This is a genomic window from Nitratidesulfovibrio termitidis HI1 (assembly GCF_000504305.1).
Taxonomy (GTDB): domain Bacteria; phylum Desulfobacterota; class Desulfovibrionia; order Desulfovibrionales; family Desulfovibrionaceae; genus Cupidesulfovibrio; species Cupidesulfovibrio termitidis.
On the sequence record NZ_KI632512.1, the window covers coordinates 3,716,957 to 3,739,281 of the forward strand.

The window sequence follows — 22,325 nt, forward strand, 5'->3', positions numbered from 1 at the left end:
GCCCGTGATCGGGAACACGTTGCCGGGCATACGCTGCCGGGCGCATCGCCCGCCGGTGCGGCACCCTACATCATCTTTTCCGGAGATTACAACATGTCGGACAACGCGCTGCCCAAGGGCTACGAGCCTCGGGACGTCGAATCCCGCTGGCGTGCCCACTGGGAGGGGAACAATACCTTCACCCCCGATCTGGACGCCCCCGGCGAACCTTTCTCCATCGTCATACCGCCGCCCAACGTCACCGGGGCCCTGCACATGGGCCACGCCCTCAACCTGACCATTCAGGACATCCTGTGTCGTCATGCCCGCCAGAAGGGCAAGAAGGTGCTGTGGGTGCCGGGCACCGACCACGCGGGCATCGCCACCCAGAACGTGGTGGAACGCGGGCTGGCCAAGGAAGGCAAGGGCCGCCACGACCTGGGCCGCGAGAAGTTCATCGAGCGGGTATGGGAATGGCGCGAGGAATACGGCACCCGTATCCTGAACCAGATCCGCGCCATGGGCGCCTCCGTGGACTGGACGCGCGAGCGCTTCACCATGGACGAAGGCCTTTCGCGCGCCGTGCGTCAGGTGTTCGTGAAGCTGTACGACGACGGCCTGATCTACAAGGGCGACTACATCATCAACTGGTGCAACCGCTGCCACACCGCCCTTGCCGATGACGAAGTGGATCACCTGCCGCGCAAGGACCACCTGTGGCAGTTGCGCTACCCGCTGGCCGACGGCAGCGGTGAACTGGTCATCGCCACCACTCGCCCGGAGACCATGTTCGGCGACACCGCCGTGTGCGTGCACCCCGAGGACGAGCGCTACACCGCCTTCATCGGCAAGATGGTGAAGCTGCCCCTGACGGACCGCGAGATTCCGGTCATCGCCGACAACTACGTGGACCGCGAATTCGGCACCGGCGCGCTGAAGGTCACCCCCTCGCACGACCACAACGACTGGGAACTGGGCCACCGCCACAAGCTGGAATTCCTTCAGGTCATCGACGAGAACGGCGTGATGAACGAACACGCCGGCATCTACGCGGGCCTGACCAAGGAAGAATGCCGCAAGCGCGTGGTGGCCGACCTTGCCGACCAGGGCATCCTGGTCAAGGAAGAGGAACTGGACCACAGCGTGGGCCATTGCTACCGCTGCAAGTCGGTCATCGAGCCGCACGTGTCCACCCAGTGGTTCGTGGCGGCCAGCAAGATGGCCCCGCGCGCCCGCGCCGCCGTGCCCGCCAGCACGCAGATTTTCCCCGACAACTGGGAGAAGACCTACTACAACTGGCTGGACAACATCCGCGACTGGTGCATCAGCCGCCAGATATGGTGGGGCCACCGCATTCCCGCGTGGACCTGCGGCGACTGCGGCAAGCTGATAGTGGCCGTGGACGCGCCGGAACGCTGCTCCTGCGGCAGCGGCAACCTGACGCAGGACGAGGACGTGCTGGACACGTGGTTCTCGTCCGCGCTGTGGCCGTTCTCGACCATGGGATGGCCGGACGACACGCGCGAACTGAAGACCTTCTACCCCACTTCGGTGCTGGTCACCGGCTTCGACATCCTGTTCTTCTGGGTGGCCCGCATGATGATGATGGGGCTGCACTTCATGGACGAGGTGCCGTTCCGCCACGTGTACATCCACGCCCTGGTGCGCGATGCCGAAGGCCGCAAGATGTCCAAGTCCACGGGCAACGTCATCGACCCGCTGGAAATGATCGACAAGTACGGCACCGATTCGCTGCGCTTCACCCTGGCGGCCTTCGCGGCCATGGGGCGCGACATCAAGCTGAGCGAGGAACGCATCGAGGGGTACCGCCACTTCGTCAACAAGCTGTGGAACGCCGCGCGGTTCGCGCTGATGAACCTGCCCGACGACGAAGCGCCCGCCCCGGTGGACCTGGACACCGTGCAGGGGCTGCACCACCGCTGGATCCTGCACCGGCTGGAAGAGATGAAGGAATCCACCGACGCCGCCATCGTGGGCTACCGCTTCAACGATGCGGCGCAGGGGCTGTACCGGTTCATCTGGAACGAGTTCTGCGACTGGTACCTGGAACTCATCAAGCCAGACATGCAAAGCAATGGGCCAGACATGCAGAGCAATGGGCAGGCCGGGGGCGAACGCAAGGCCGCGGCGCAGCACGTGCTGCTTACCGTGCTGCGCGAAACCCTGACCCTGCTGCACCCCATCATGCCGTTCATCACCTGCGAAATCTGGGCGGCTCTGCCCGGCAACGCAGGCGCCGACCTTGCCGTGCAGCCCTTCCCCGCCGCGCGCCCCGGCTGCGTCCGGACAGAGGACGCCGCGCGCATGGAGCTGGTGCAGGGCGTCATCGGCGCGGTGCGCACCATCCGGGCGGAACTGAACATCGCGCCTTCGCTGCGCCTGACCGCGCTGGTGCGCACGGCCAACGAGCACGACCGGCAGGTGCTGGAAGAAAACCGCCAGATGCTGCTGGTGCTGGCCCGGCTGGAAAACGCCGAGTTCGGCCCCGCCATCGAGGCTCCGCGGGCTTCGGCCAGCAACGTGGTGTCCGGCAACGAGGTCATCGTGCCGCTGACCGGCGCCGTGGACTTCGAGGCGGAGCTTGCCCGCCTGGACAAGGAACTGGGCAAGATCGAAAAGGATCTGGTGCAGGTGAACAAGAAGCTGGCCAACGAGAGCTTCGTGGACAAGGCCCCCGCCGAGGTGGTGGCCAAGGAACGCGCCCGCGCCAGTGAACTGGCCGATGCCAAGGCCAAGCTGGAGGCGTTGCAGCAACGGTTCCGCGAGGCCATCAGCTAGGGTCGTTTCCAAAAGGTCTTTCATCTGTTGAGATGAAATGACAACGCCGCGCCGGGCAACCGGCGCGGCGTTTTGCGTTGTGGCAAATTTGAATTCTTGCGGGGGAGGGACCCTTTTGGAAAAGGGTCTCCTCCCCCGCACCCCCACCCCCCAAAACGTTCATTTGTGTTTCTCGTATGATCCGGAAATACAAGGTATGGGGGCAAAGGGCCTGATCCGCCGAAGGCGTACCAAAAGCAAACTACGACAGTAAGCCGAACTCCGCACGGGCGTCGCACCTTGCCACCCCGGCATGAATCCGCCATACCGGACATGCGCGTTTCGTGATGGCGCGGCCATGTCCCCTCTCCATAACGTTCGCCCGGTTCCCGTGCGCATCACCTCCATCCCCGTGAAGGCTCTCCGAGGCCCCCATGACCGACACCGCTCCCCTGCATCTCGTCGCCCCGTGCGGACTGGACTGTTCGCGTTGCGTGAACTGTAGCGAAGGGCAGGTGGCCGCCCATGCCACGGCCATCCGCGACATCCTCGGCCCAAACTTCGGCCCGTTTGCCGAGCGGCTTGCAGCCATGAACCCGGCCCTGGCCGAGTATCCGGCCTTTGCCCGCGTGCTGGACGCACTGGCGGAAGGCACCTGTCCCGGCTGCAAGACCGAGCGCCGCACCTGCCTGCCCTCTTGCAAGGTGGCCGGGTGCGCCGCCGCGCGCGGGCTGGACTTCTGTGCCGACTGTGCGGACTACCCCTGCGCCGACACCGGCCTGCCGCCCCGGCTGGAACAGAAGTGGCGCGCCAGCAACGACCACATTCGTGCTGCGGGGCGCGACGCCTTCCTGCGCGCCCTTGCCGAAACGCCCCGCTACCTGTAGGCTGCGGCGGTCGAAAAAGCCCGGCACACGCCCTGCGTTACGTTCGGTCTGAACGGGCGGCAGGGCTGGCTGCGACCAATGGCCAACGCGGCGTCCATTCGGACGGTCGGTGCGCCATGCCAGCGTTCGTGCCCCGTACTGTCCAAATACACAGACGCAATTCCGTGCAGGTTCGCGCCCCATGCGCGCCCACGCGCGGCGCGACACATACCGGAGGAAGGATGAAGGTCTATCTCATCGGCGCGGGGCCCGGCGACCCCGGCCTGCTCACGCTCAAGGGCAAGCGCATCCTCGAATCGGCGGACGTCATCGTCTACGACTACCTCGCCAACGACGCGTTCCTCGCCTACGCCAAGCCCGGCGCGGAAATCATCTACGTGGGCAAGAAGGGCGGCGACCACACCCTGTCGCAGGACGGCATCAACCGCCTGATCGTGGACAAGGCCAAGGAAGGCAAGACCGTGGCCCGCCTGAAGGGCGGCGATCCGTACATGTTCGGGCGCGGCGGCGAAGAGGCCGAAGAACTTCTGGACGCGGGCGTTCCCTTCGAGGAAGTGCCCGGCGTCACCAGCGCCGTGGCCGGTCCCGCCTACGCGGGCATCCCGCTGACGCACCGCTCCTACTCCTCGTCCGTGTCGTTCATCACCGGGCACGAAGACCCCACCAAGCCCGGCTCGGTGCACAACTGGAAGGCCCTGGCCGACAGCGCCAGCACCCTGGTCTTCTTCATGGGCATGAAGAACCTGCCCGAAATCTCGCGCAAGCTCATCGAGGCGGGCATGCCCGCCGACACCCCGGCGGCACTGGTGCACTGGGGCACCACCGCCCGGCACCGCAGTCTGGTGGCCACCATCGCCACCCTGCCGCAAGAAGGGCCCAAGCACGGCTTCACCAATCCCTCGCTCATCGTGGTGGGGGGGGTGGTCAACCTGCACGACCGCCTGAACTGGTTCGAGCAGAAGCCCCTGCTGGGCAAGGGCGTGGTGGTCACCCGCGCGCGCGAGCAGGCCAGCGGCCTGGCCGAGGCCCTGCGCGAACTGGGCGCCGACGTGGTGCAGTTTCCCACCATCGAGATCATTCCCCTTGCCGACTACGCCCCGGTGGATGCGGCCATCCGCGACCTGCCCGGCTATGACTGGGTGGTGTTCACCTCGGTCAACGGCGTGAAGCACTTCTGGAGCCGCCTTGCCGCGTGCGGGCAGGATTCGCGCGCGTTGGCCGGGCGCAAGGTGGCCGCCATCGGCCCCGCCACCGCCGATGTGCTGCGTACCAAGGGCATCGAACCGGACTTCATCCCCGAAAAGTACGTGGCCGAAGGCGTGGTGGAAGGCATGCTGGCGCGCGGCATGGGCGGCAAGCGCGTGTTGCTGCCCCGCGCCCGCGAGGCGCGCGAGGTGCTGCCCGACGAACTGCGCAAGGCCGGGGCCGTGGTGGACGTGCTGCCGGTGTACGAAACCGTGCCCAGCACCGCCCGCAAGGACGACGTGCTGGCCCGCATGCAGGAAGGGCGCATCCATTGCGTCACTTTCGGTTCGTCGTCCACGGTGGACAACTTCTTTGCGCTGGTGCCCGTGGACATGGTGAAGGCTCACCCCGAGATGAAGCTGGCCTGCATCGGTCCCGTTACCCGCAAGACGCTGGAAGGCTACGGTCTGACCTGCCACATCCAGCCGGAGGATTTCACCATTCCTGCGCTGGTTGACGAGTTGGTCAGGCGTCTGCCCGAGATGTAGGGCTGTCCCTAAATTGTCCTTTCGCCCGTTGGCGTCCGACCCGAAGGGCGCGAAGCGTGGCCGTTGGGCGAGCTTGCGAGCCCTACGGACATCGTGCGCAACGAGGTCAAACTTCGCCTGCCATGGCTTTGCTGTCCTTATCCGTAGGGTTCGCTTCGCTCACCAACGGCTAAGGCTCGGTCAAATACGAGAAGAGCGCGCTGCGGTCCTCATCCGTAAGATTCGCTTCGCTCACCTAACGGCTGAGGCATATTCCCTCATGGCAGGCTTGTTTTCCTTGCCAACGAACGAAAATCCTAATTTAGAGACAGCCCTTGGCCGCGCCAGGCGTCACAGCGTGGAATTGTGGCTCAGCAGTTAGCTTTGGTCCGGTGCCGGACCGAGCGCCAGTGCGACGCTATTTGACAGGCGGAACGTCCCGTGTTGTGAGGAATGCGTGACCGGAGTGATTCGGTCCGCAATTCCGCCCGGCCCCGTGCCGGGCGCGGCATCCTTACGACATTCAAGGGAGGGGCACCGCATGGGCATCGTACGTGCCGTCTGCATCAGCGAGCGGAAAGGCGAGCGCAAGCGGGTGGTGGATTTCATCACCCTGCGCGAGGACTACGGCGTGGAAGAAGACGTCCACGCGGGCAGCGGCAGGCAGGTCAGCCTGCTGGCCGTGGAAAGCGTGGACATCATGCGCCCGCGCATGCCGGAACTGGCCGCGGGTGACTTTGCGGAAAACATCCTGGTGGAAGGGTTGCCCCTTACCCGCTGCAAGGTGGGCGACAGGCTCACCGCCGGGCCGGGCATCCTTCTGGAAATCACCCAGATCGGCAAGACCTGCCATTCCAAGTGCAACATCCACAAGACCGTGGGCTTCTGCATCATGCCCACCGAAGGGGTGTTCGCAAAGGTGCTGCGCGGCGGCGCGCTGCGCGCCGGGGATGCCATCGACATGACGGAAGGGTAGCCTGCGTGCGGACACCCGCCGCCGGATGACATCCCGCCGTAACCCTCAATCCCCCCGCCCCCAGGGAGTCTCATGACGCTGCAACTGGCCGTGCTGGCCTCCGGCAACGGGTCGAACCTGCAAGCCATTCTGGACCGTATCGCCAGCGGCGCGCTGGATGCCAGGGTGTGCCTTGTGCTGTGCAACAAGCCAGAGGCCCGCGCTCTGGAGCGTGCCCGCGCGGCGGGTGTTGCGCACATGGCTCTTTCCCCGGCGGACCATCCAGACCGGGTGGCCTTTGATGCGGCCATGGTGGCGGCCATCAGGGCGCACGGCGCGGATACCGTGGCGCTGGCCGGGTACATGCGGCTGCTCACGCCGGGGTTTCTGGCCGCGTTCGCGGGGCGGGTGGTGAACATCCACCCCGCGCTGCTGCCGAGCTTTCCGGGCTTGCGCGGTGCGGCGGATGCGCAGGCGTATGGGGTGACCCTGGCGGGGTGTACCGTGCATTTCGTGGACGAGCAGATGGACCATGGCTCGGTCATCGTGCAGGCGGCGGTGCCGGTGAACGCGGGTGAGCCGCTGGATGACCTGAAGGCACGAATTCACGCCATGGAGCATCGCGTCTACCCGCAGGCCTTGCAGTGGCTGGCCGAGGGGCGGTTGCGCGTGGAGGGGCGGGTGGTGCGGGTATTGCCTCGAAGGGATGGTGGCGTTTTGCAAGGCATCCCCGATGGCCCGTGGCTGGTGTGGCCGCCGCTGGAACAGGGATTTTAGATGGGCCTGATGTCGCTTTGCTTGCGGTAGCGCGTACACGCTGCCGGCAGAATCCGAGCTCTGCTGTCGCTATCCGTAAGGTTCGCGCTCTGCGCTCACCTAACGGCTACCGCTCTTTTGCCGCCGGGCGGCGTTGAATTGGCGTTTTTGATGCTCACGTACAAAAGTACAGCTCTGCTTTCGCCCGCTGTAAGACTCGCGCTTCGCGCTTGCCTAACAGCGGGCGATCTGCGCTCAAAAACGCCAATTCGCCTTGCCCGGTCGACAAAACCCGTAATTCTTCGCATCGTGTCCGCACCAGCCATCCGCGCCGGAAAGACCGGCGCGGAGTATAAGGAAGAAAGGCAGGCCCACGACAACCGTTGAAGTGGACTTTCCTTTGTTCCTGATGGAGTTCCGGTGGATCATACTGGCTGTGGTTTTCGTTGAGCGGCCTGTCCTTCAACCCCCTCCCTTCCCCGTCATGCTCTACAATCTCGTTGCCCTGTTCGGCCTGTGCATGGTGGGCCGCATGAGTCCCGGCCCGGACATGATGCTGCTGGTGCGCCACGGCGCGGGCGGCCCCACGCGCGCGGCCTATGCCTGCGTGCTGGGCATTTGCTTGGGGCTCACCTTTCACGTGACCTGGGCGGTGCTGGGCACCGGGCTGTTGCAGAACAGCCCACGCGCGTTCCAGGCGGTGCAGTTGGCCGGGGCCGCGTATCTGGCGTGGGTGGGGTGGAAGGCCCTGCGGGCGCGGGCCGACGACGGGGGCGAGGGGGCAGCGCCGCCTACCCTGCGCGAGGGCTTTCGTGACGGGCTGTTCTGCAACCTGCTGAACCCCAAGGTAACGTTGTTCATCCTTTCGGTGTTCACGCAGTTCGTGGCCCCCGGCACGCCCACGGGCGAGCGGGTGGCCTACGGAGCGGTCATCGTGCTGGAGGCGCTGGTGGGCTGGACCATCTTCGTGCGCTTTCTGGATACCGCGCCCATGCGCCGCTTCTACGAGCGGCACGGCCTGCATCTGGTGCGGCTGACCGGCGCGCTGCTGCTGTTGCTGGCGGGATGGAGCGTGGTGTCCTTCTTGCGCGGGTAGCGGCTGCCGCCGGATGACCCTGTGGACCGTGCCCCGTCGTCCGCTGCCGGTCGTCCGCTGCCGGTCGGGCGTGCCTCGCCCGAAATCCATGCCCGGCGTTGGCCGCTACAACGGGCAGCCGGGATGGCCACGCGGCACTTCGGGCGCCTGGCTGCTGCCGGGCAGGGGCAGGCGCAGCGTGAAGGTGGTGCCCCGCCCCGGTTCCGAGGCCACGTCAAAGCAGCCCGCATGGTTGCGGGTGACGATGAAGTAGGACACCGACAGGCCAAGCCCCGTGCCCACGCCCACCTCCTTGGTGGTGAAGAACGGCTCGAACACCCGCCGCCGCACGTCTTCCGGCATGCCGGTGCCGTTGTCCTGCACGTCGATGCGCATCCATGTGCCTTCGCGTCGGGTGCGCAGCACGATGCGCGGCTCGTCCCTTCCGGGGCCACCATGCAAGGCGGACGGTACGGCCGGTGCGGATGGGGCCGCATCATCTGCCCCTTCTCCTTCCGCGTGGGTCCCGTCCCTGTGCGTGTCGTCTGGCCGCACATCGTTTGGTCGCATATCGCCTGGCCGCATGTTCCCCGGCCGTGCCGCAATGGCCTGGGCCGCGTTGCGCAGCAGGTTCAGCAGCACCTGGGCTATTTCCTGCTCGGAGCAGACCACCGGCGGCAGCTCCGCAGCGTAGTCGCGCACGATGGCGATGTTGCGGAAATCGTAGCGCTTCTTCAGGTCGTAGTCGCTGGCGGCAATGTCCAGCGTGCGGTCCAGCAGGGCGTGCAGGTCTATCGTGGTGCGGCGCGCCCCGCTGTTGCGGCTGAATTCCAGCATGTTGGTGATGATGTTGGCGGCCCGGCAACCCGCTTCGCGGATGCTGTCCAGAAATTCCAGCACCCGCCGTTCCGCTAGGTAGGCGCGGATCACCGGCAGCGGGCAGCCCAGGCGTTCCGCCACCTGTTCGTTGGCGGGCAGCCCGTCGGCCAGCCGTCGCTGGATGTTCTGCGCCCCTTGCAGGATGGCCCCCAGGGGGTTGTTGATCTCGTGGGCCATGCCCGCCGCCAGCCCGCCCACGGACAGCATCTTTTCCGACTGCACCAGCACCTCTTCCATGCGCACCCGGTCGGTTACGTCGTCGATGCGCAGCACGCCCCCGTCCCCTTCCGGGGCGCCGGTCATGCCGCTGCCCATGGGGTACAGCGAAACGTCTTCGTAGCGGTAATGGCCCCCGATCAGGGTGACCATCCGCTCGCGGTCCACCGGGGTGCGGCGGGCCATGGCGGTCGCCAGCCGTGCGGCGGTGTCGGCATGGTCGGGCAGCAGTTCGGCCAGCGCGGCGCCCGACGGGGTCACGACATGCCCGGTGCGGCGCAGTGCCGCCGGGTTCATGCGCACCACCCGGCAATGTCCGTCCAGGGCGATGATGGCCGAGGGCATGGCGTCCATCATCTGTTGCACGTAGGCGCGGGTGCGGCGCAACGCTGCCTCGCGCTGGCGCACCGTGGCCGCCATGTCGCGAAATTCGCGGTCCATGTCGGCCAGTTCGGCCAGCCGTTCCCCGCCTGAAGGCGGCAGATCGTAGCTGCCGCCCGAAACCAGGCGGATGGACTGGCAGAACCCGGCCAGGGGCCGGGCAATGGTCCACTCCAGTTCGGCCAGCAGCGATACGGCGAACACGGTCAGCAGCACCGTGAGCAGCAGCAGGAAGATGATCATCTCGCTGGCCACCTCGGACAGCACGGCTCCCTGGCGCTTCAGGGTGACGATGGTCCAGTCGGGCCCGGCCACAATGGCGGTGCAGGCAAACCAGGTTTCGTCGCCGTAGCGCACGCGCTGCACGGTGGATTCGGCGCTGCGCGTCCCCTCGCCGTTGGGTTTGAAGAAGGGCAGGTGCCCGATGTTTTCCTGGCGCTGCACGCGGGTCAGGTCGGGGTGGGCGATGAGGTTGCCGTAGGCGTCGGCCAGCAGCACCGCGTTGTCGTCGCCCGGCAGCAGTTCCAGCACGTGCTCCTGCAGCGTGTTCAGCCGCAGGGCGCCCACCAGTTGCCCGCCGCCTTCGATGGCCTCGCTGATGTACACCACCACCTCGCCGGTGTCCGGCAGGGGGGCGGGGCTGCCCAGCAGATAGCCGCGCCTGTCCCCGCCCGGGCCCTGCGGGTCGCGCAGCACGGGAAAGTCCACCATGATCGGGCCGTCCGGCAGTGAAAACACCACCCGATGCGCGTTGTCCAGCAGCATGATGCGCGCGAAATGCTGGCGCAGCGAGCGCCTGCGGCCCAGTTCCTCCGCCACGCGGGCGGGCGAGGGCGAGGCGGGCAGGGCCGAGGCCAGCCGGGCCAGCGACAGGGCGGCGTTGTCCACGTGCTCTTCAAGGTAGCGGGCCAGGGTGGCCGTCAGCAGTGCGCTTTGCCGTTCGAAGTCGGCCTTGCGCCCAAGGTAGGTGAAGGTGCCCGCGAAAGCCAGGATGCACAGGCCCAGCAGCATCAGCCATATCAGCAGGCGGGTGTGCAGCAGGCGGCGCAGCGAGCGCGGCGCGCGGACGGGGGCAGAACCGTGTTCCAGACCGTGTTCCGGGCTGCCGGGGGCGCGGGATTGCCCGTCTGGGGATGTCGGGGTTGCGTTCATTGCAGTGTCGCGAATTCGCCGTCGCGGATGGTCAGGATGAAGGAGCGGCGGTGCACGTCGCCGTACCGGTCGAGGCTGATGGGGCCAAGCACGCCGGTAAGGTTGCGGACTTCCGGAAGGGTTTTGCGCAGCCTGGCCGGGTCGCCTCCGGCGCGTGCCAGGGCCTCGCCCAGAACCATCACCGCCTCGTAGGCGAAGGCCGCCGCGAAGTTGGGTACCCAGCCGAAGCGCGCCGCGTAGGCGGCGTGGAAGTTGCGGAAGGCGTCGTCGTCAAGGTCGGCGGCGTAGGCGTGGGCAAAGACGATGCCCTCCACGTCGCGGCCGCCCGCCAGGATCAGTTCGCGGGTGTAGCCCCAGGAGGAACTGTACAGCGTGGGAAAGAATCCGTCGCGGTGGAAGGCCTGGGCGGCCATGGCCACGTCGCGCGCCGGGCACACCAGCAACACGCCGGATGCGGCCGATTGCCGGGCGTGGCGGAGCGCCTGGGCGAATTCCTGCCGGTCGGCGGTGGCGTATGGCAGGTCGGCGGCCACGGTGCCTCCCAGTTCGCGGAACCGGGTGGCGAACGCCTCGGCGAAGGGGGAGGAGAAGGGGGCGTTGGCGGTCTCGTGCACAATGGCCACCTCGCGCAGGCCCGTGGCGTAGGCATGCGCGGCAAGCGCCGTGGCCCAGGTGGTGTTGACCGGGATGACGCGGAAGAAGCCGTCCTCCCTGCCTTCCAGTTCGGGGCGCTGGTGGTGGGAGAGATCAGCGGCACCCCGGCGGCTTCCCACAGGGGCAGGGTCGCCACGGTCTGGCCGCTGGTCATGTGCCCCACTCCCACCTGCACCTTGCGGGCAAGCAGCCGGGTGACCGCCGCGCGGGCTTCTTCGGGGGTCGCGCCGTCATGTTCGGCCACCAGTTCAAGGCGGCGGCCAGCCACCCCACCGGCGGCGTTCAGGTGCTCGATGGCCAGTTGCGCGCCGTTGCGCCCCTGTACGCCAAGGTCGGAGTTGAGCCCTTCGAGCTGCCCGACAAAGCCGATGCGCACTGTGGCCGGTTCGCGCGGCAGGATCAGGACGACCGCCAGGACCACGCCGACAACGATTACGGCGGCCATGGCGGTCATGGTGACATGACGGGAATGCCACGGGGTGCGGCCCGGTTGGGCGCCCCGGTTCGGGCCACTCTTGTGGGCCAGGATATGCCCCTGGTCAGGAGTACACCCTTGGTCCGGGGTATTCCCCTGGGCAGTGGCGTCGTGGTCTGGTTGCGCCATGTGACCTCTCGCTATGGGGCCGATGCGTCAGAATCCTATAGCGGGCAGGGGTGAAAGTCCATCGGCTGCCGATAAGCGACCGGCAAGGGCGACCGGGACGGACGATGGCGTGGGCCGCGTCCTTCACCGTTGCTGTGGACGCCCCGGGCGGGCTCTGGCACCATGAAACCGCGCGGTCACCGCCGGGCGGCATGGTGCCGCCACCGGGCCGCGCAAGGGAGCCCCCATGCCCGCGCCCCATGACCCCGCGGATTCGACTCGCGTGAAAGATGCGGTTGGTGCCGATTCCGGCGAGTTCCGGCTGGAACTGTCCGCCGACGAACGCGCGTGGCTGCTCGATCTGGCCCGCTGGGCCGTGCTGCACAGGCTGGCCGAATCCGGGCCCATGCCGGACGGAGACACGTCGGACGCGACGTTGGGGGACAGGGGCGGGATGGCGGACGGTCCGGCTGCCTCCGAGGTGCCCGCGCCGCCTCCCGGCGTGCTGCACCGCTCCCTGGGGGCCTTCGTCACCTTCAAGAAGGACGGTCACCTGCGCGGCTGCATCGGCTCCATGGTGGGCGACGGGCCGCTGTACCTCACCGTGGCCCGCATGGCCCGTGCGGCGGCCTTCGAAGACCCGCGTTTTCCGCCGGTGACGGCAGCCGAGGCGTCCGCACTGGAATTGGACATCTCCGTGCTCGGCCCGCTCACCCGCTGTCCGGAACCGTCCCTGGTGCGGGTGGGGCGGCATGGGCTGCTGGTGCGCCAGGGCTACCGTTCCGGGGTGCTGCTGCCGCAGGTGCCGGTGGAGTGGGGCTGGGACCGCGAGACCTTTCTGGCCCAGACCTGCCGCAAGGCGGGGCTGCCGTCCGGCGCATGGCGGAATGCGTGGAAGGACGGGTATACCGAACTGTACTGGTTCGAGGCCGAGGTGTTCGGCGACCTGTAACCCGGTCTGCCGTTCCGTACATCCCACCTTGCCGTTCCCTGTCGGGGGTTTTCCGCCGCCACGGTCCGTTCTGCCGTTTCCGGCGGACACTCCGGTCGCGCGCGTGTCCGGCCGCAACTGGCCGTGACCTGCCCGCAACTGGCCGCGACCTGCCCGCAACTGGTCGCGACTGGTTACAATCGGCCGCGACCGGCCACGACCGGTCGCAACCGGTCGCAACCGGTCGCAACTGGCCGCAACTGGCCGCAGGCCCACGCTCACCTCGTTGACAGTGCGCACGCGCGGGCGTAGGGCACGCCTTCCGGCATCTGCCCGTGCGCGGGTTTCCGACCCGCTCCATGCACCCCTTCCCGTCCCCATCCGGCGCGGCGTTTACCGCGTGCGCCCGCAGGAGTCTTGCGTGCAGCGCATTCCCGATCTGCCGACAATTCCCAACCGGCCCATGTACATATTCCTGCTGGTGCTCACCGTGGCCAACGCCGTGGGGTACCAGGGGTGGAGCACGCTCTACACCAACTTCGCCGTGCACGAGGCGGGGCTTACCGGCGTGCAGAACGGCCTTGTGCAGTCGCTGCGCGAGGTGCCGGGCCTGCTGTCCATCGGGGTCATCCTGCTGTTGCTGGTGCTGCGCGAACACCGCCTGGCCGCGCTTTCGGTGGTCATGCTGGGCGCGGGCGTGCTGGCGGCAGGGTTCTTTCCGACGTTCGGGGGCATCGTGTTCACCACCATGCTCATGTCCTTCGGGTTCCACTACTTCGAGACCACCAATCAGTCGCTGATCCTGCAATACTTCGACGTGCGCACCGCGCCGCTGATCATCGGGCGGCTGCGGGGGCTCAATGCCGGAGGCAACCTGGCCATCGGCGCGGTGATCTTTCTGGCCGCCGGGGTGCTGCCCTTTTCCGGCCTGTTCGCCATCTCGGGCGGGCTGGCGGTGCTGGCCGGGCTGTGGGCGCTGACGCAGGATCCGCGCGCCCAGGGGCTGCCGGTGCAGCGGCGGGGCATGGTCATGCGCAAACGCTACTGGCTGTTCTACCTGCTCACCTTGCTGGGCGGGGCGCGGCGGCAGATATTCATCGTGTTTTCGGCCTTTCTGCTGGTGGAGCGGTTCGAATTCGGCGTGCGCGAGATGACGCTGTTCTTCATGCTGAACAACGCGGTGAACTGGTTCCTGAATCCGCTCATCGGCAAGGCCATCAACGCCGTGGGCGAGCGCAGGCTGCTGGTGATGGAATGCCTGTCGCTGGCGGGCATCTGCCTGGCCTACACCGTGGTGGAAGACCGCTGGCTGGTGGGGGTGCTGTACGTCATGGACCAGATATTCTTCAACTTCATCGTGGCCGTGCGCACCTACTTCCAGAAGATAGCCGACCCGGCGGACATTGCGCCCAGCATGGCCGTGAGCGTGGCGGTGAACCACGTGGCGGCGGTGGTGGTGCCCGTCGTGGGCGGCATGTTGTGGATGATGGACTTTCGCATTCCGTTTTATCTGGGGGCCGCGCTGGCGGGGTGTTCACTGGTGGCGACACTGTTCATGCGGGTTCCCGTGCGGGGCGCGTCTTGCTAAATGGTCCGGCAGCGACTACCCTTGTGGGACGATCCGTGAACCGCAAGGAGGTTGTGTCATGCCGCGCCCGTTCCCGCTCCGCACGCCCGCATCGAAACCGCGCCCATGGGCGCCCCTGCTGCTGTCCGTTTCGCTGTTCCTGATCGCCGCCGCACTGTTGCCCCAATTCTCGCCGCTTTCTGGAATCGCCGGGAACGGTCTCGCGCTGGCCGCGGAGGCCGCCCCCAAGGCCGTGGCCGACAAGCCCGCCCCCAACGTGGACCGGGCCGTGCAGGTGGCCGTGGAACTGGAGGGTACCGACAGCCTTGGCGCGCGACTGGCCTTTCGCCTGAAGGATACCTTCAACGCCAGTTCGCTGTTCGTGCTGTCCGAAAAGGATGCCCCCAAGATACGCGTGCTGCTTTCCACCACGCCGGAATTCCCGTCGCGGCCCTCGGTGGGCTCGGCCTATTCGGTGGTCTGGGTGTTCTCGCAGAGCGAAGGCACCTTGCGTCACTACCTTGCCCGCGAGGTGGGCGTGGTGACGGCGGAAGGCGTGGACGACCTGGTGGCGCACATCGCCGAGCGTACCGACGGCATTTCCGTCCGCTACGGCTACCTGTTCCAGTAGGCCTGTCATGGAGCGCCACCTGCTGCTGACCATGGGGGGAGATGGCGGCGAATCGTGGAACCTGCGCTTCGTGGCCGGTTTCTTTCGCCGCAAGGAGGCCTTGCGGCTGACACTGTTCTACGTGGTGCCCGACGCCTACGCCTCCGGCCCCGGCGAGGTGATCCTGTCCGACGTGCAGATGCGCCAGGGGCTGGAGCAACTGGCCAGGGCGCGCCGCTGGGCGGTGGAGCACGGCTTTGTGCCGGAGTACGTGGAAACGCGCGCGGTGCCCCGCCAGTTCGGCGTGGTGCGCGACATCGTCGAAGAAGCCCACAAGGGCCTGTACGATGCGGTGGTGTCGGGCCGCCGGTATCTGGGCTGGCTGGAGCAGACCTACACCACCAGCGTCTCGCGCGGGCTGCTGGGCGAAGAGATCGCCTTTCCCCTGTGGGTATGCCACCAGCCGGAACCGGACCTGTCCGATGTGCTGCTGTGCGTTGACGGATCCGGCGAGAACCTGCGCATGGCCGACCATGTGGGATTCATGCTGGCCACTCCCGGGGCCGAGGACCACACCGTGACCCTGCTGCATTGCAGGGAGCCGGGCAACGGTACGGGCCATCATGGGATGGGCGATCATGGGCTGGCCCATCACGGCACGGGGAATGGCGGCGTCGATGCCCTGCCGTCCGGCGAAGACGCCATCGCCGCCGCGCGGGAGGCCGTGCTGGCCAACGGCGTGGACGAGTCGCGGGTGCGCGTGCTGATGGTGCGTGCCCGGGACAGGGCCGACAAGGCCGAAACCATCCTGCGCGTGGCCGAGCAGGACAGGTTTGCCGTGGTGGCGGTGGGCCGCCGCACGGCCCTGCCGGATACCCTGATGCGCCGCATGTTCGGGCGCAGCGTCAGCGAACGGCTGCACGACCGGGTGAACCGTTTTTCCCTGTGGGTGAGCAAGTAGACCATGCCCAAGCGCGCCGTTTCCCGTACCGGCACGGCTCCCGGCACCGGGGGTGCGTCGTCGGAATTGCCCGGCGCGGGAGGTGCGCCCGCGTCCGCCAATGCGGCCAGTTGCGCCAATTCCGTGGATCCCGTGAATTCCGTTCCCTCTCACTGCCCGTCCAGTTCTCCCAGCCCCACCTGTCCCGCCCGTACCGCCCATGCCACGCGGACGGAGGGCGGCGACCCGCGCGGGGTTTTGCCCGATCCCCCGCCGGAACTGTTTCCCCGGCCTGCCGCGCAAGGCTCCGTCCAGACGCCCGACGAAGAGTTGCAGCGCCTGCGCGCCGAGATGGCCGTGCTGCGCCACCGGCTGCGCAAGGCGGAAGCGCGCCTGCTGCCCCTGGATGCCGACCCCGAAACCCCGGACATGCTGCTGGACGCGGTGCCCCTGCTGGCGCTGTGCATCGACGCGGACGGGCGGGTGCGCATGGTCAACCGGGGGTTCGAATCGTTGTTCGGCATCTGGCGCATGGAGGCACGCGGCCATCGGCTGGAGGAACTGGTGCCCCCCGACGTGGCCACACGGCTGGCCCCCCTGCTGACCCGCGCCTTTGCAGGTGAACCCCGCGTGACCGGCGAACTGGCCGTCGGCGGACGGGCGGGCGAGCGATGGTTCAATGTCACCCTTGCCGGGCGGGGCCTGCCGGGCCGCAGCATCATGTGCCGCGTGTTGCTGGTCGGGGTGGAAATTACCGAGGCGGTCATCGCCCGCCGTGCCCTGCGCGAGATAGGCGAAACCCGCCGTGCCCTGCTGGACGCGGCACCGGGCGCGGCCTTTCTGATGGAGCCGGACGGCACCATCGTGGCCCACAACAGCGCCGCGTCGCGTCACGCCTGGCGCGACGGGCAGGACATGACCGGCGAGAGCGTGTTCACCCACATGCCGCCGGACATGGCCGCAAGGCGTCGGACAGAGCTTGTGCATTGCGTGACCACCGCGCGCTGCTGTTCCTTCGAGGAGCACGACGGCAGCCGCGTGCTACGCCACAATCTGGTGCCCGTGTTCGACGCGCAGGGCCGGGTGGCCCAGATTGCCGTATACGTGCACGACGTGACCACCCAGCGCCGGGCCGAAGAGGAACTGCACGCCAGCCTGGAGCGCAAGGACCGCATGGTCCATGCCCACGAGGCGGCCCTGGGCCGACACGAACGGCTGTTGCGGCGCATCTACGACGATGTGCCCGTGGGGCTGCTGCACACCAGTGCGGCGGGCAACGTCATCGAGGCCAACCGGGCGTTGTGCGCCATCACCGGGCTGACCCTGGGCGAAATGCGCGGCACTCACGTGCTTGATCTGGTGCTGCCCGAATACCGCGAGACGCTGACCCACGAGATGCAGCGCAACCGGGCGGAGCGCGACCGGGTGGCCCGGTTCGAGGTGCGGGTGCGCAGGCCCGATGGCGAGATACGGCTGTGCCGCGTCACCTCCACGGTGATCTGGGGCACCGACGGCCTGCCCCTGTTCGGGCTGGGCGTCGTGGAGGACCAGACCGAACTGCATCGCCTGCGGGCCGAGGCCGTGCGGGCCGGGCAACTGGCCGCCCTGGGCGAACTGGCCGCCGGAGTGGCGCACGAGATCAACAACCCCATCAACGGCATCATCAATTGCGCCCAACTGATGCTGGACGACGTCGATGCGGCGGCGCAGGGCGGCATGCGCCACGAACCGCAGCCCGAACTGGCCGGGCGCATCCTGCGCGAGGGCCAGCGCATCGCGGGCATCGTGCGCAACCTGCTGTTCTTCGGACGCGACCGGCGCGACACCGACGTGCGGGTGGACCTGCGCGAGGTGCTGCACGACGCCCTGGCCCTTACCCGCACCCACATGGAGGGCGACGGGGTGGTCATCGAACTGGACCTGCCCGACGTGCCGCTGATGGTGGTGGGCCGCCCCGGCGAATTGCAGCAGGTGTTCATGAATCTTCTGGCCAACGCCCACCATGCCCTGAACGCGGCGGCGACTGGCGGATACGGGGAGCAGGGAGAACATCCAGAACTGGCAGAACAGGCAGAACAGGCAGAACAGGCAGAACAGGGTCGACTGGGTGAACCCGGTGTCGCCCCGCGCCCCAAGCGCCTGACCCTGACGGCGGCGCGGTCCTCGCTGGGCCCGCAGCGCGAGGCCGCCCGCAAGGGCATGACCCTTGACGGAGGGGGCGATGGCTGCCGGGGCGTATGCATTCCCGAACGTCGCGCCGCGCGGCGCAGGGGCGGGCGGCTGACGGTGAGCGGCCCGTGCGTGTGCGTCACCATGGCCGATACCGGCACGGGCATTGCCCCGGCGGTGCTGGACCGGGTGTTCGAGCCGTTCTTCACCACCAAGCCGGAGGGCAAGGGCACCGGACTCGGCCTGTCCATCAGCTATGGCATCATCAAGAGCCATGGCGGCACGCTGATGCTGGACAGCGACGGCGTTTCCGGCAGCCGCGCCGTGGTGGTGCTGCCCGAGGCGCAGTCCGATATTCCGCCCGAGGCCCGGCCCGAACTCCCGCAAGACGCCAGCGCGGGGTCGCCAACTGCGCCAGACACGCCAGACACGCATGCTCCAGGCAGCCGAGGGGAGGTCGCCCATGGCGAAGATACTGCTCGTTGACGACGAGGAGAGCATCCGCTTCACCCTTTCGGCCTTCCTGCGCCGCGACGGGCACGTGGTGGTCACCGCGTCCAGCCTGGACGAGGCGCTGCACGCGCTGGAACCGGCCAACGGCGGCCCGCCGGACCTGGTCATCACCGACATCATCCTGCGCGGCGGGAACGGGCTGGACTTTGCCCGCACCGTGCGCGAGCGCTGCCCCTTCGTGCCGGTCATCCTGCTGACCGGGCGGCCCAGCGTGGAATCCGCCGTGCGGGCGGTGGCGGAAGGGGCGGAACAGTACCTGACCAAGCCGGTGGACAAGGATCAGATGCTTCAGGCCGCCCGGACGACCCTGCGCCACAAGGCCCTGGAGGATGAGCGCCGCGCCCTGGTGGCCGAGCGCGAGAACCTGCGGGTGCATCTGGAAGCGGTGTTCCAGGCCGTACCCGACGTGCTGGTGACCGTGACGCCCGACCTGCGGATACAGCGCATGAACCTGGCCGCGCGCGAACTGCCGGGCGGCGCGCGCGATGCGCGCCAGACGGCGGGGCGGCGCTTTGACGAGTCGCTGGGGCTGTTCGCGCCGCTGTTCCGTCCGGTGCTGGACGAAACCCTGGGGGCGCGCCGGGCCTCGCGGCGTCGCCGGGTTTCCGCCCAACTGGCCGACGGGCGCGAGCAGGTGTTCGAGATAGAGGCCGCGCCGCTGGCGGGCAGCGGGGGTGAATTTCTGGGTGCGCTGCTGGTTGCGCGCGACGTCACCCGTCTGGCCGGGCTGGAAGAAGCCCTGGGCCACCGGACGGGCATGAACCAGATCATCGGGCGCAGCGCACCCATGTCCGAGCTGTTCCATCTGCTGGACGAACTGGCCCAGACCGACACCACCGTGCTCATCACCGGCGAATCGGGCACCGGCAAGGAACTGGTGGCCGAGGCGCTGCACCGGGGCGGGCCGCGCGCGTTGGGGCCGCTGGTCAAGGTGAACTGCTCGGCGCTGTCGGAACACCTGCTGGAAAGCGAACTGTTCGGCCACGTGCGCGGGGCCTTCACCGGGGCCGTGCGCGACAGGGTGGGACGGTTCCAGCTGGCGCACGGGGGCACCATCTTTCTGGACGAGATCGGCGACGTTTCGTCCGCCGTGCAGCTCAAGCTGTTGCGGGTGTTGCAGGAACGCGAGTTCGAACGGGTGGGCGACACGCGCACCGTGAAGGTGGACGTGCGGGTCATCACCGCCACCAACCGCCCCCTGGCCGAGCTGGTGCGTTCCGGCAAGCTGCGCGAAGACCTGTACTACCGGCTGCGGGTGGTGGAACTGCACCTGCCCGCCCTGCGCGACCGGCTCTCGGACATCCCCCTGCTGGTGGACCACTTCGTGGAGCAGTTCAACATCCATTTCCATCGTCGCGTGGCCGGGGTGACCCCGATTGCCCTGCAGGCGCTGATGGCGCATTCCTGGCCCGGCAACGTGCGCGAACTGCGCCACGCGCTGGAGCACGGCTTCATCCTGTCGCGCGGCGACGTCATCGACGTGGACGCCCTGCCGCCCGAGGTGCGTGCCGCCGTCGGCTTGTCGGCCGCCACCGTGCCCGTGCCGCGCAGCATCGCCTGCGACACGGACCTGCCGCCGCAAGGGACGGGCGTCCAACGGGACGGGGGCAGGGGCATGGGCCATGGTGTGGGCCGGACTCCCCACGAGTCATGGGCATCCGGCACCCCGCCTCACGGCCAGACTGCCGACGCACCTGCCCCCCGCGCCGGGAGGAACCATTCCGGCTTTTACCCCGACGGTCTGCCCGTGAACCTGCCTGCCCCCGGGCGGGGAGGGGAGACGGCGCCTCCAGAATCGCCGGTACCGGGCGGACCGACCTCGCCAGCCATGCCAGTCATGCCTACAGGCCCGGCGGGGGGGGGCTATGGCGGCCAGGTTGGCGAGGAACACGCGCCCTACGGCGCAGAGGCTGGCCGCCGCCTGCGGCTGACCCCGGAGTTGCTGGCCGGTGCCCTGCGCAGGGCCGGGAACAACAAGGCCCGCGCGGCGCGGTTGCTGGGTGTTTCGCGCCAGACAGTGTACCGCAAGCTCGTGGAATTCGGCATGTCCGAAGGCGCAACCGGTGAGGCGACAGCCGAGGCGGACGGCGGCACGAGCGAGGGAGGCCCGGCAGGCCCGTAACCCCGCCAGACCGGATTGCACGGCACGTCCCCGTGAATCCGCCGCATCCTGCTGCCGTTCAGGCCAATTGGCCACGTGTGTCCCATCGCCCCGCCCCGGTACTTCCGGGGCGGGGCGATGGCGTTGGACTTCGGCTGCCGACGTTGCCGCGCACGTCCCGACGTGACCACCGGAGGCGGGGGCATGCCTGTGTACGGAGTTGGAAGGGGCAGAAGTTGGCCGCCATTTCCACGTTCGGGCACTTCGATCTGTTTTTTTCAGCATGTTTGTTTTGGTAGCTATTGGTTTTGAGAAGATTTTATAGGTAATGATTGGTTTGTTTCAGTCGCTATTCAGGATTGATGGTGTCAATCCTTGTGCACGTTTTCTACTTGTTTCGTGACTGTTTAGGCTGCTAACAATGAAGCCCATTGGAGAAGGACCGGACACCCAACGACAACGACCAACGCCAAACGACAACCCCGGAGGATGCCATGCGTCGTCTGCTTCTCGTTCTTTGCCTGTTCACCGTATTGCTGCCCGCGCAGTCCATGGCGGCGGACAAGGTGCTGATGATGGCCACCACCACCAGCACCGCCGATACCGGCCTGCTCGACGACCTCGCCCCCGCCTTTCAGAAGGAAACGGGCATCGAGCTCAAGTTTACAGCCACGGGCACCGGCAAGGCGCTGGAAATGGGCCGCAGCTGCAACGTGGACGTGCTGCTGGTGCACGACCCCGTGGCAGAGGCCAAGTTTGTGGGCGATGGCTTCGGCATTAACCGCACCCAGCTGATGTATAACGATTTCGTTATGGTGGGCCCCAAGGCCGATCCGGCGGGCGTGAAGGGCAAGACCGTGGCCGAGGCCATGAAGACCCTGTCCGCGGGCAAGGCCCCGTTCATCAGCCGCGGCGACAAGTCCGGCACCCACGCGCTGGAACTGCGCCTGTGGAAGGAAACCGGCGTGGGCGTGCCCGAAGGCAAGGAATGGTACGTGGAAGCCGGGCAGGGCATGATGCGCACCATCGCCATGTGCGCGGAAAAGAACGGCTACACCCTGACCGACCGGGGCACCTGGATCAAGTACGAGGCGGGCCTGAAGGAAGCCGGGCCGCTGGCCATCGTGGTGGAAAAGGACCAGAAGCTGTTCAACCAGTACAGCTCCATCACCGTGAACCCGGGCAAGTGCCCCTCGGCCAAGGCCGACCTGGCCGACGCCTTCACCAAGTGGATGGCCAGCCCCTCCACCCAGAAGCGCATTGCCGACTTCAAGCTGATGGAAAAGCCGCTGTTTACGCCCAACGCGGGCAAGTAAACCGCGTCGCAGGTGCATACCCGGCGGCGGGGCGGCAGAGCCGTTCCGCCGCCTTCGCATGGGAGCCGCCGTGCCTGCGGCGCGGGAGAGGTGGCGGCTTTTGTCCGTCGCTGTGCCGTATGCAGTCCCGTTCGCCCGCAGGCTGTCCCGTTGCCCCCGTTGCCGACAGGA

The 22,325-nt window shown here is 67.7% G+C and carries 15 protein-coding genes and 1 pseudogene; 13 read left to right on the forward strand and 3 right to left on the reverse strand.

The window, feature by feature from the left end; translation table 11 throughout:
• Positions 1–93 precede the first annotated feature (93 nt).
• The 6 genes from DESTE_RS14805 (at position 94) to DESTE_RS14830 (ending at position 8,163) form a co-directional block, all read left to right on the forward strand.
• Positions 94–2,778 carry a valine--tRNA ligase gene (locus tag DESTE_RS14805; RefSeq protein ID WP_035068351.1) on the forward strand — a complete coding sequence of 895 codons (2,685 nt, stop codon included), beginning with the start codon at positions 94–96 and terminating at the stop codon, positions 2,776–2,778.
• Positions 2,779–3,191: 413 nt separating this feature from the next.
• Positions 3,192–3,644 carry a DUF3795 domain-containing protein gene (locus DESTE_RS14810; protein ID WP_035068352.1) on the forward strand — a complete coding sequence of 151 codons (453 nt, stop codon included), beginning with the start codon at positions 3,192–3,194 and terminating at the stop codon, positions 3,642–3,644.
• A gap of 221 nt (positions 3,645–3,865) precedes the next feature.
• Positions 3,866–5,377, forward strand: a complete 1,512-nt coding sequence (cobA, locus tag DESTE_RS14815) for a uroporphyrinogen-III C-methyltransferase (protein WP_035068353.1) — start codon at positions 3,866–3,868, stop codon at positions 5,375–5,377.
• 520 nt (positions 5,378–5,897) lie between these two features.
• Entirely contained in the window at positions 5,898–6,332 is a 435-nt protein-coding gene (locus DESTE_RS14820; RefSeq protein ID WP_035068354.1) for an MOSC domain-containing protein, read from the forward strand.
• 72 nt (positions 6,333–6,404) lie between these two features.
• The gene (gene purN / locus DESTE_RS14825; protein ID WP_035068355.1) at positions 6,405–7,088 is read left to right on the forward strand and encodes a phosphoribosylglycinamide formyltransferase; all 684 of its coding nucleotides are present in this window, start codon (positions 6,405–6,407) and stop codon (positions 7,086–7,088) included.
• A gap of 463 nt (positions 7,089–7,551) precedes the next feature.
• Positions 7,552–8,163 (forward strand): LysE family translocator, encoded by a 612-nt coding sequence (locus DESTE_RS14830; protein WP_035070584.1) that lies wholly within the window; start codon positions 7,552–7,554, stop codon positions 8,161–8,163.
• Between the two features lie 105 nt (positions 8,164–8,268).
• On the opposite strand, the gene DESTE_RS14835 is transcribed toward DESTE_RS14830, so the two are convergent.
• From DESTE_RS14835 to DESTE_RS18495, 3 genes and pseudogenes are all read right to left on the reverse strand, one after another.
• Positions 8,269–10,770, reverse strand: a complete 2,502-nt coding sequence (locus tag DESTE_RS14835; protein WP_051384495.1) for a sensor histidine kinase — start codon at positions 10,768–10,770, stop codon at positions 8,269–8,271.
• Positions 10,767–11,543 carry an ABC transporter substrate-binding protein gene (locus DESTE_RS18490; RefSeq protein ID WP_051384496.1) on the reverse strand — a complete coding sequence of 259 codons (777 nt, stop codon included), beginning with the start codon at positions 11,541–11,543 and terminating at the stop codon, positions 10,767–10,769. Before DESTE_RS18490 ends, DESTE_RS14835 begins: the two co-directional genes overlap by 4 nt.
• Positions 11,537–12,028 (reverse strand): annotated as a pseudogene (locus DESTE_RS18495) (ABC transporter substrate-binding protein); the annotation flags it as partial. The pseudogene DESTE_RS18495 and the gene DESTE_RS18490, both read right to left, overlap by 7 nt.
• Before the next feature lie 226 nt (positions 12,029–12,254).
• On the opposite strand from DESTE_RS18495, the gene amrA reads away from it, so the two are divergent.
• The 7 genes from amrA (at position 12,255) to DESTE_RS14875 (ending at position 22,154) form a co-directional block, all read left to right on the forward strand.
• Positions 12,255–12,959, forward strand: a complete 705-nt coding sequence (gene amrA / locus DESTE_RS14845) for an AmmeMemoRadiSam system protein A (protein WP_156925388.1) — start codon at positions 12,255–12,257, stop codon at positions 12,957–12,959.
• A gap of 400 nt (positions 12,960–13,359) precedes the next feature.
• Positions 13,360–14,526 carry an MFS transporter gene (locus DESTE_RS14850; RefSeq protein ID WP_035068358.1) on the forward strand — a complete coding sequence of 389 codons (1,167 nt, stop codon included), beginning with the start codon at positions 13,360–13,362 and terminating at the stop codon, positions 14,524–14,526.
• Positions 14,527–14,584: 58 nt separating this feature from the next.
• The gene (locus tag DESTE_RS14855; protein WP_156925389.1) at positions 14,585–15,136 is read left to right on the forward strand and encodes a hypothetical protein; all 552 of its coding nucleotides are present in this window, start codon (positions 14,585–14,587) and stop codon (positions 15,134–15,136) included.
• 7 nt (positions 15,137–15,143) lie between these two features.
• Positions 15,144–16,076, forward strand: coding sequence for a universal stress protein (locus DESTE_RS14860; RefSeq protein ID WP_035068360.1), 933 nt, complete (start codon positions 15,144–15,146; stop codon positions 16,074–16,076).
• A gap of 3 nt (positions 16,077–16,079) precedes the next feature.
• Positions 16,080–18,710 carry a PAS domain-containing sensor histidine kinase gene (locus DESTE_RS14865; protein ID WP_035068363.1) on the forward strand — a complete coding sequence of 877 codons (2,631 nt, stop codon included), beginning with the start codon at positions 16,080–16,082 and terminating at the stop codon, positions 18,708–18,710.
• Positions 18,688–20,859, forward strand: a complete 2,172-nt coding sequence (locus DESTE_RS14870) for a sigma-54-dependent Fis family transcriptional regulator (protein WP_035068364.1) — start codon at positions 18,688–18,690, stop codon at positions 20,857–20,859. The genes DESTE_RS14865 and DESTE_RS14870 overlap by 23 nt, the downstream gene beginning before the upstream one ends.
• Positions 20,860–21,332: 473 nt before the next feature.
• The gene (locus DESTE_RS14875) at positions 21,333–22,154 is read left to right on the forward strand and encodes an ABC transporter substrate-binding protein (protein ID WP_035068366.1); all 822 of its coding nucleotides are present in this window, start codon (positions 21,333–21,335) and stop codon (positions 22,152–22,154) included.
• The last annotated feature ends 171 nt before the right edge of the window (positions 22,155–22,325 follow it).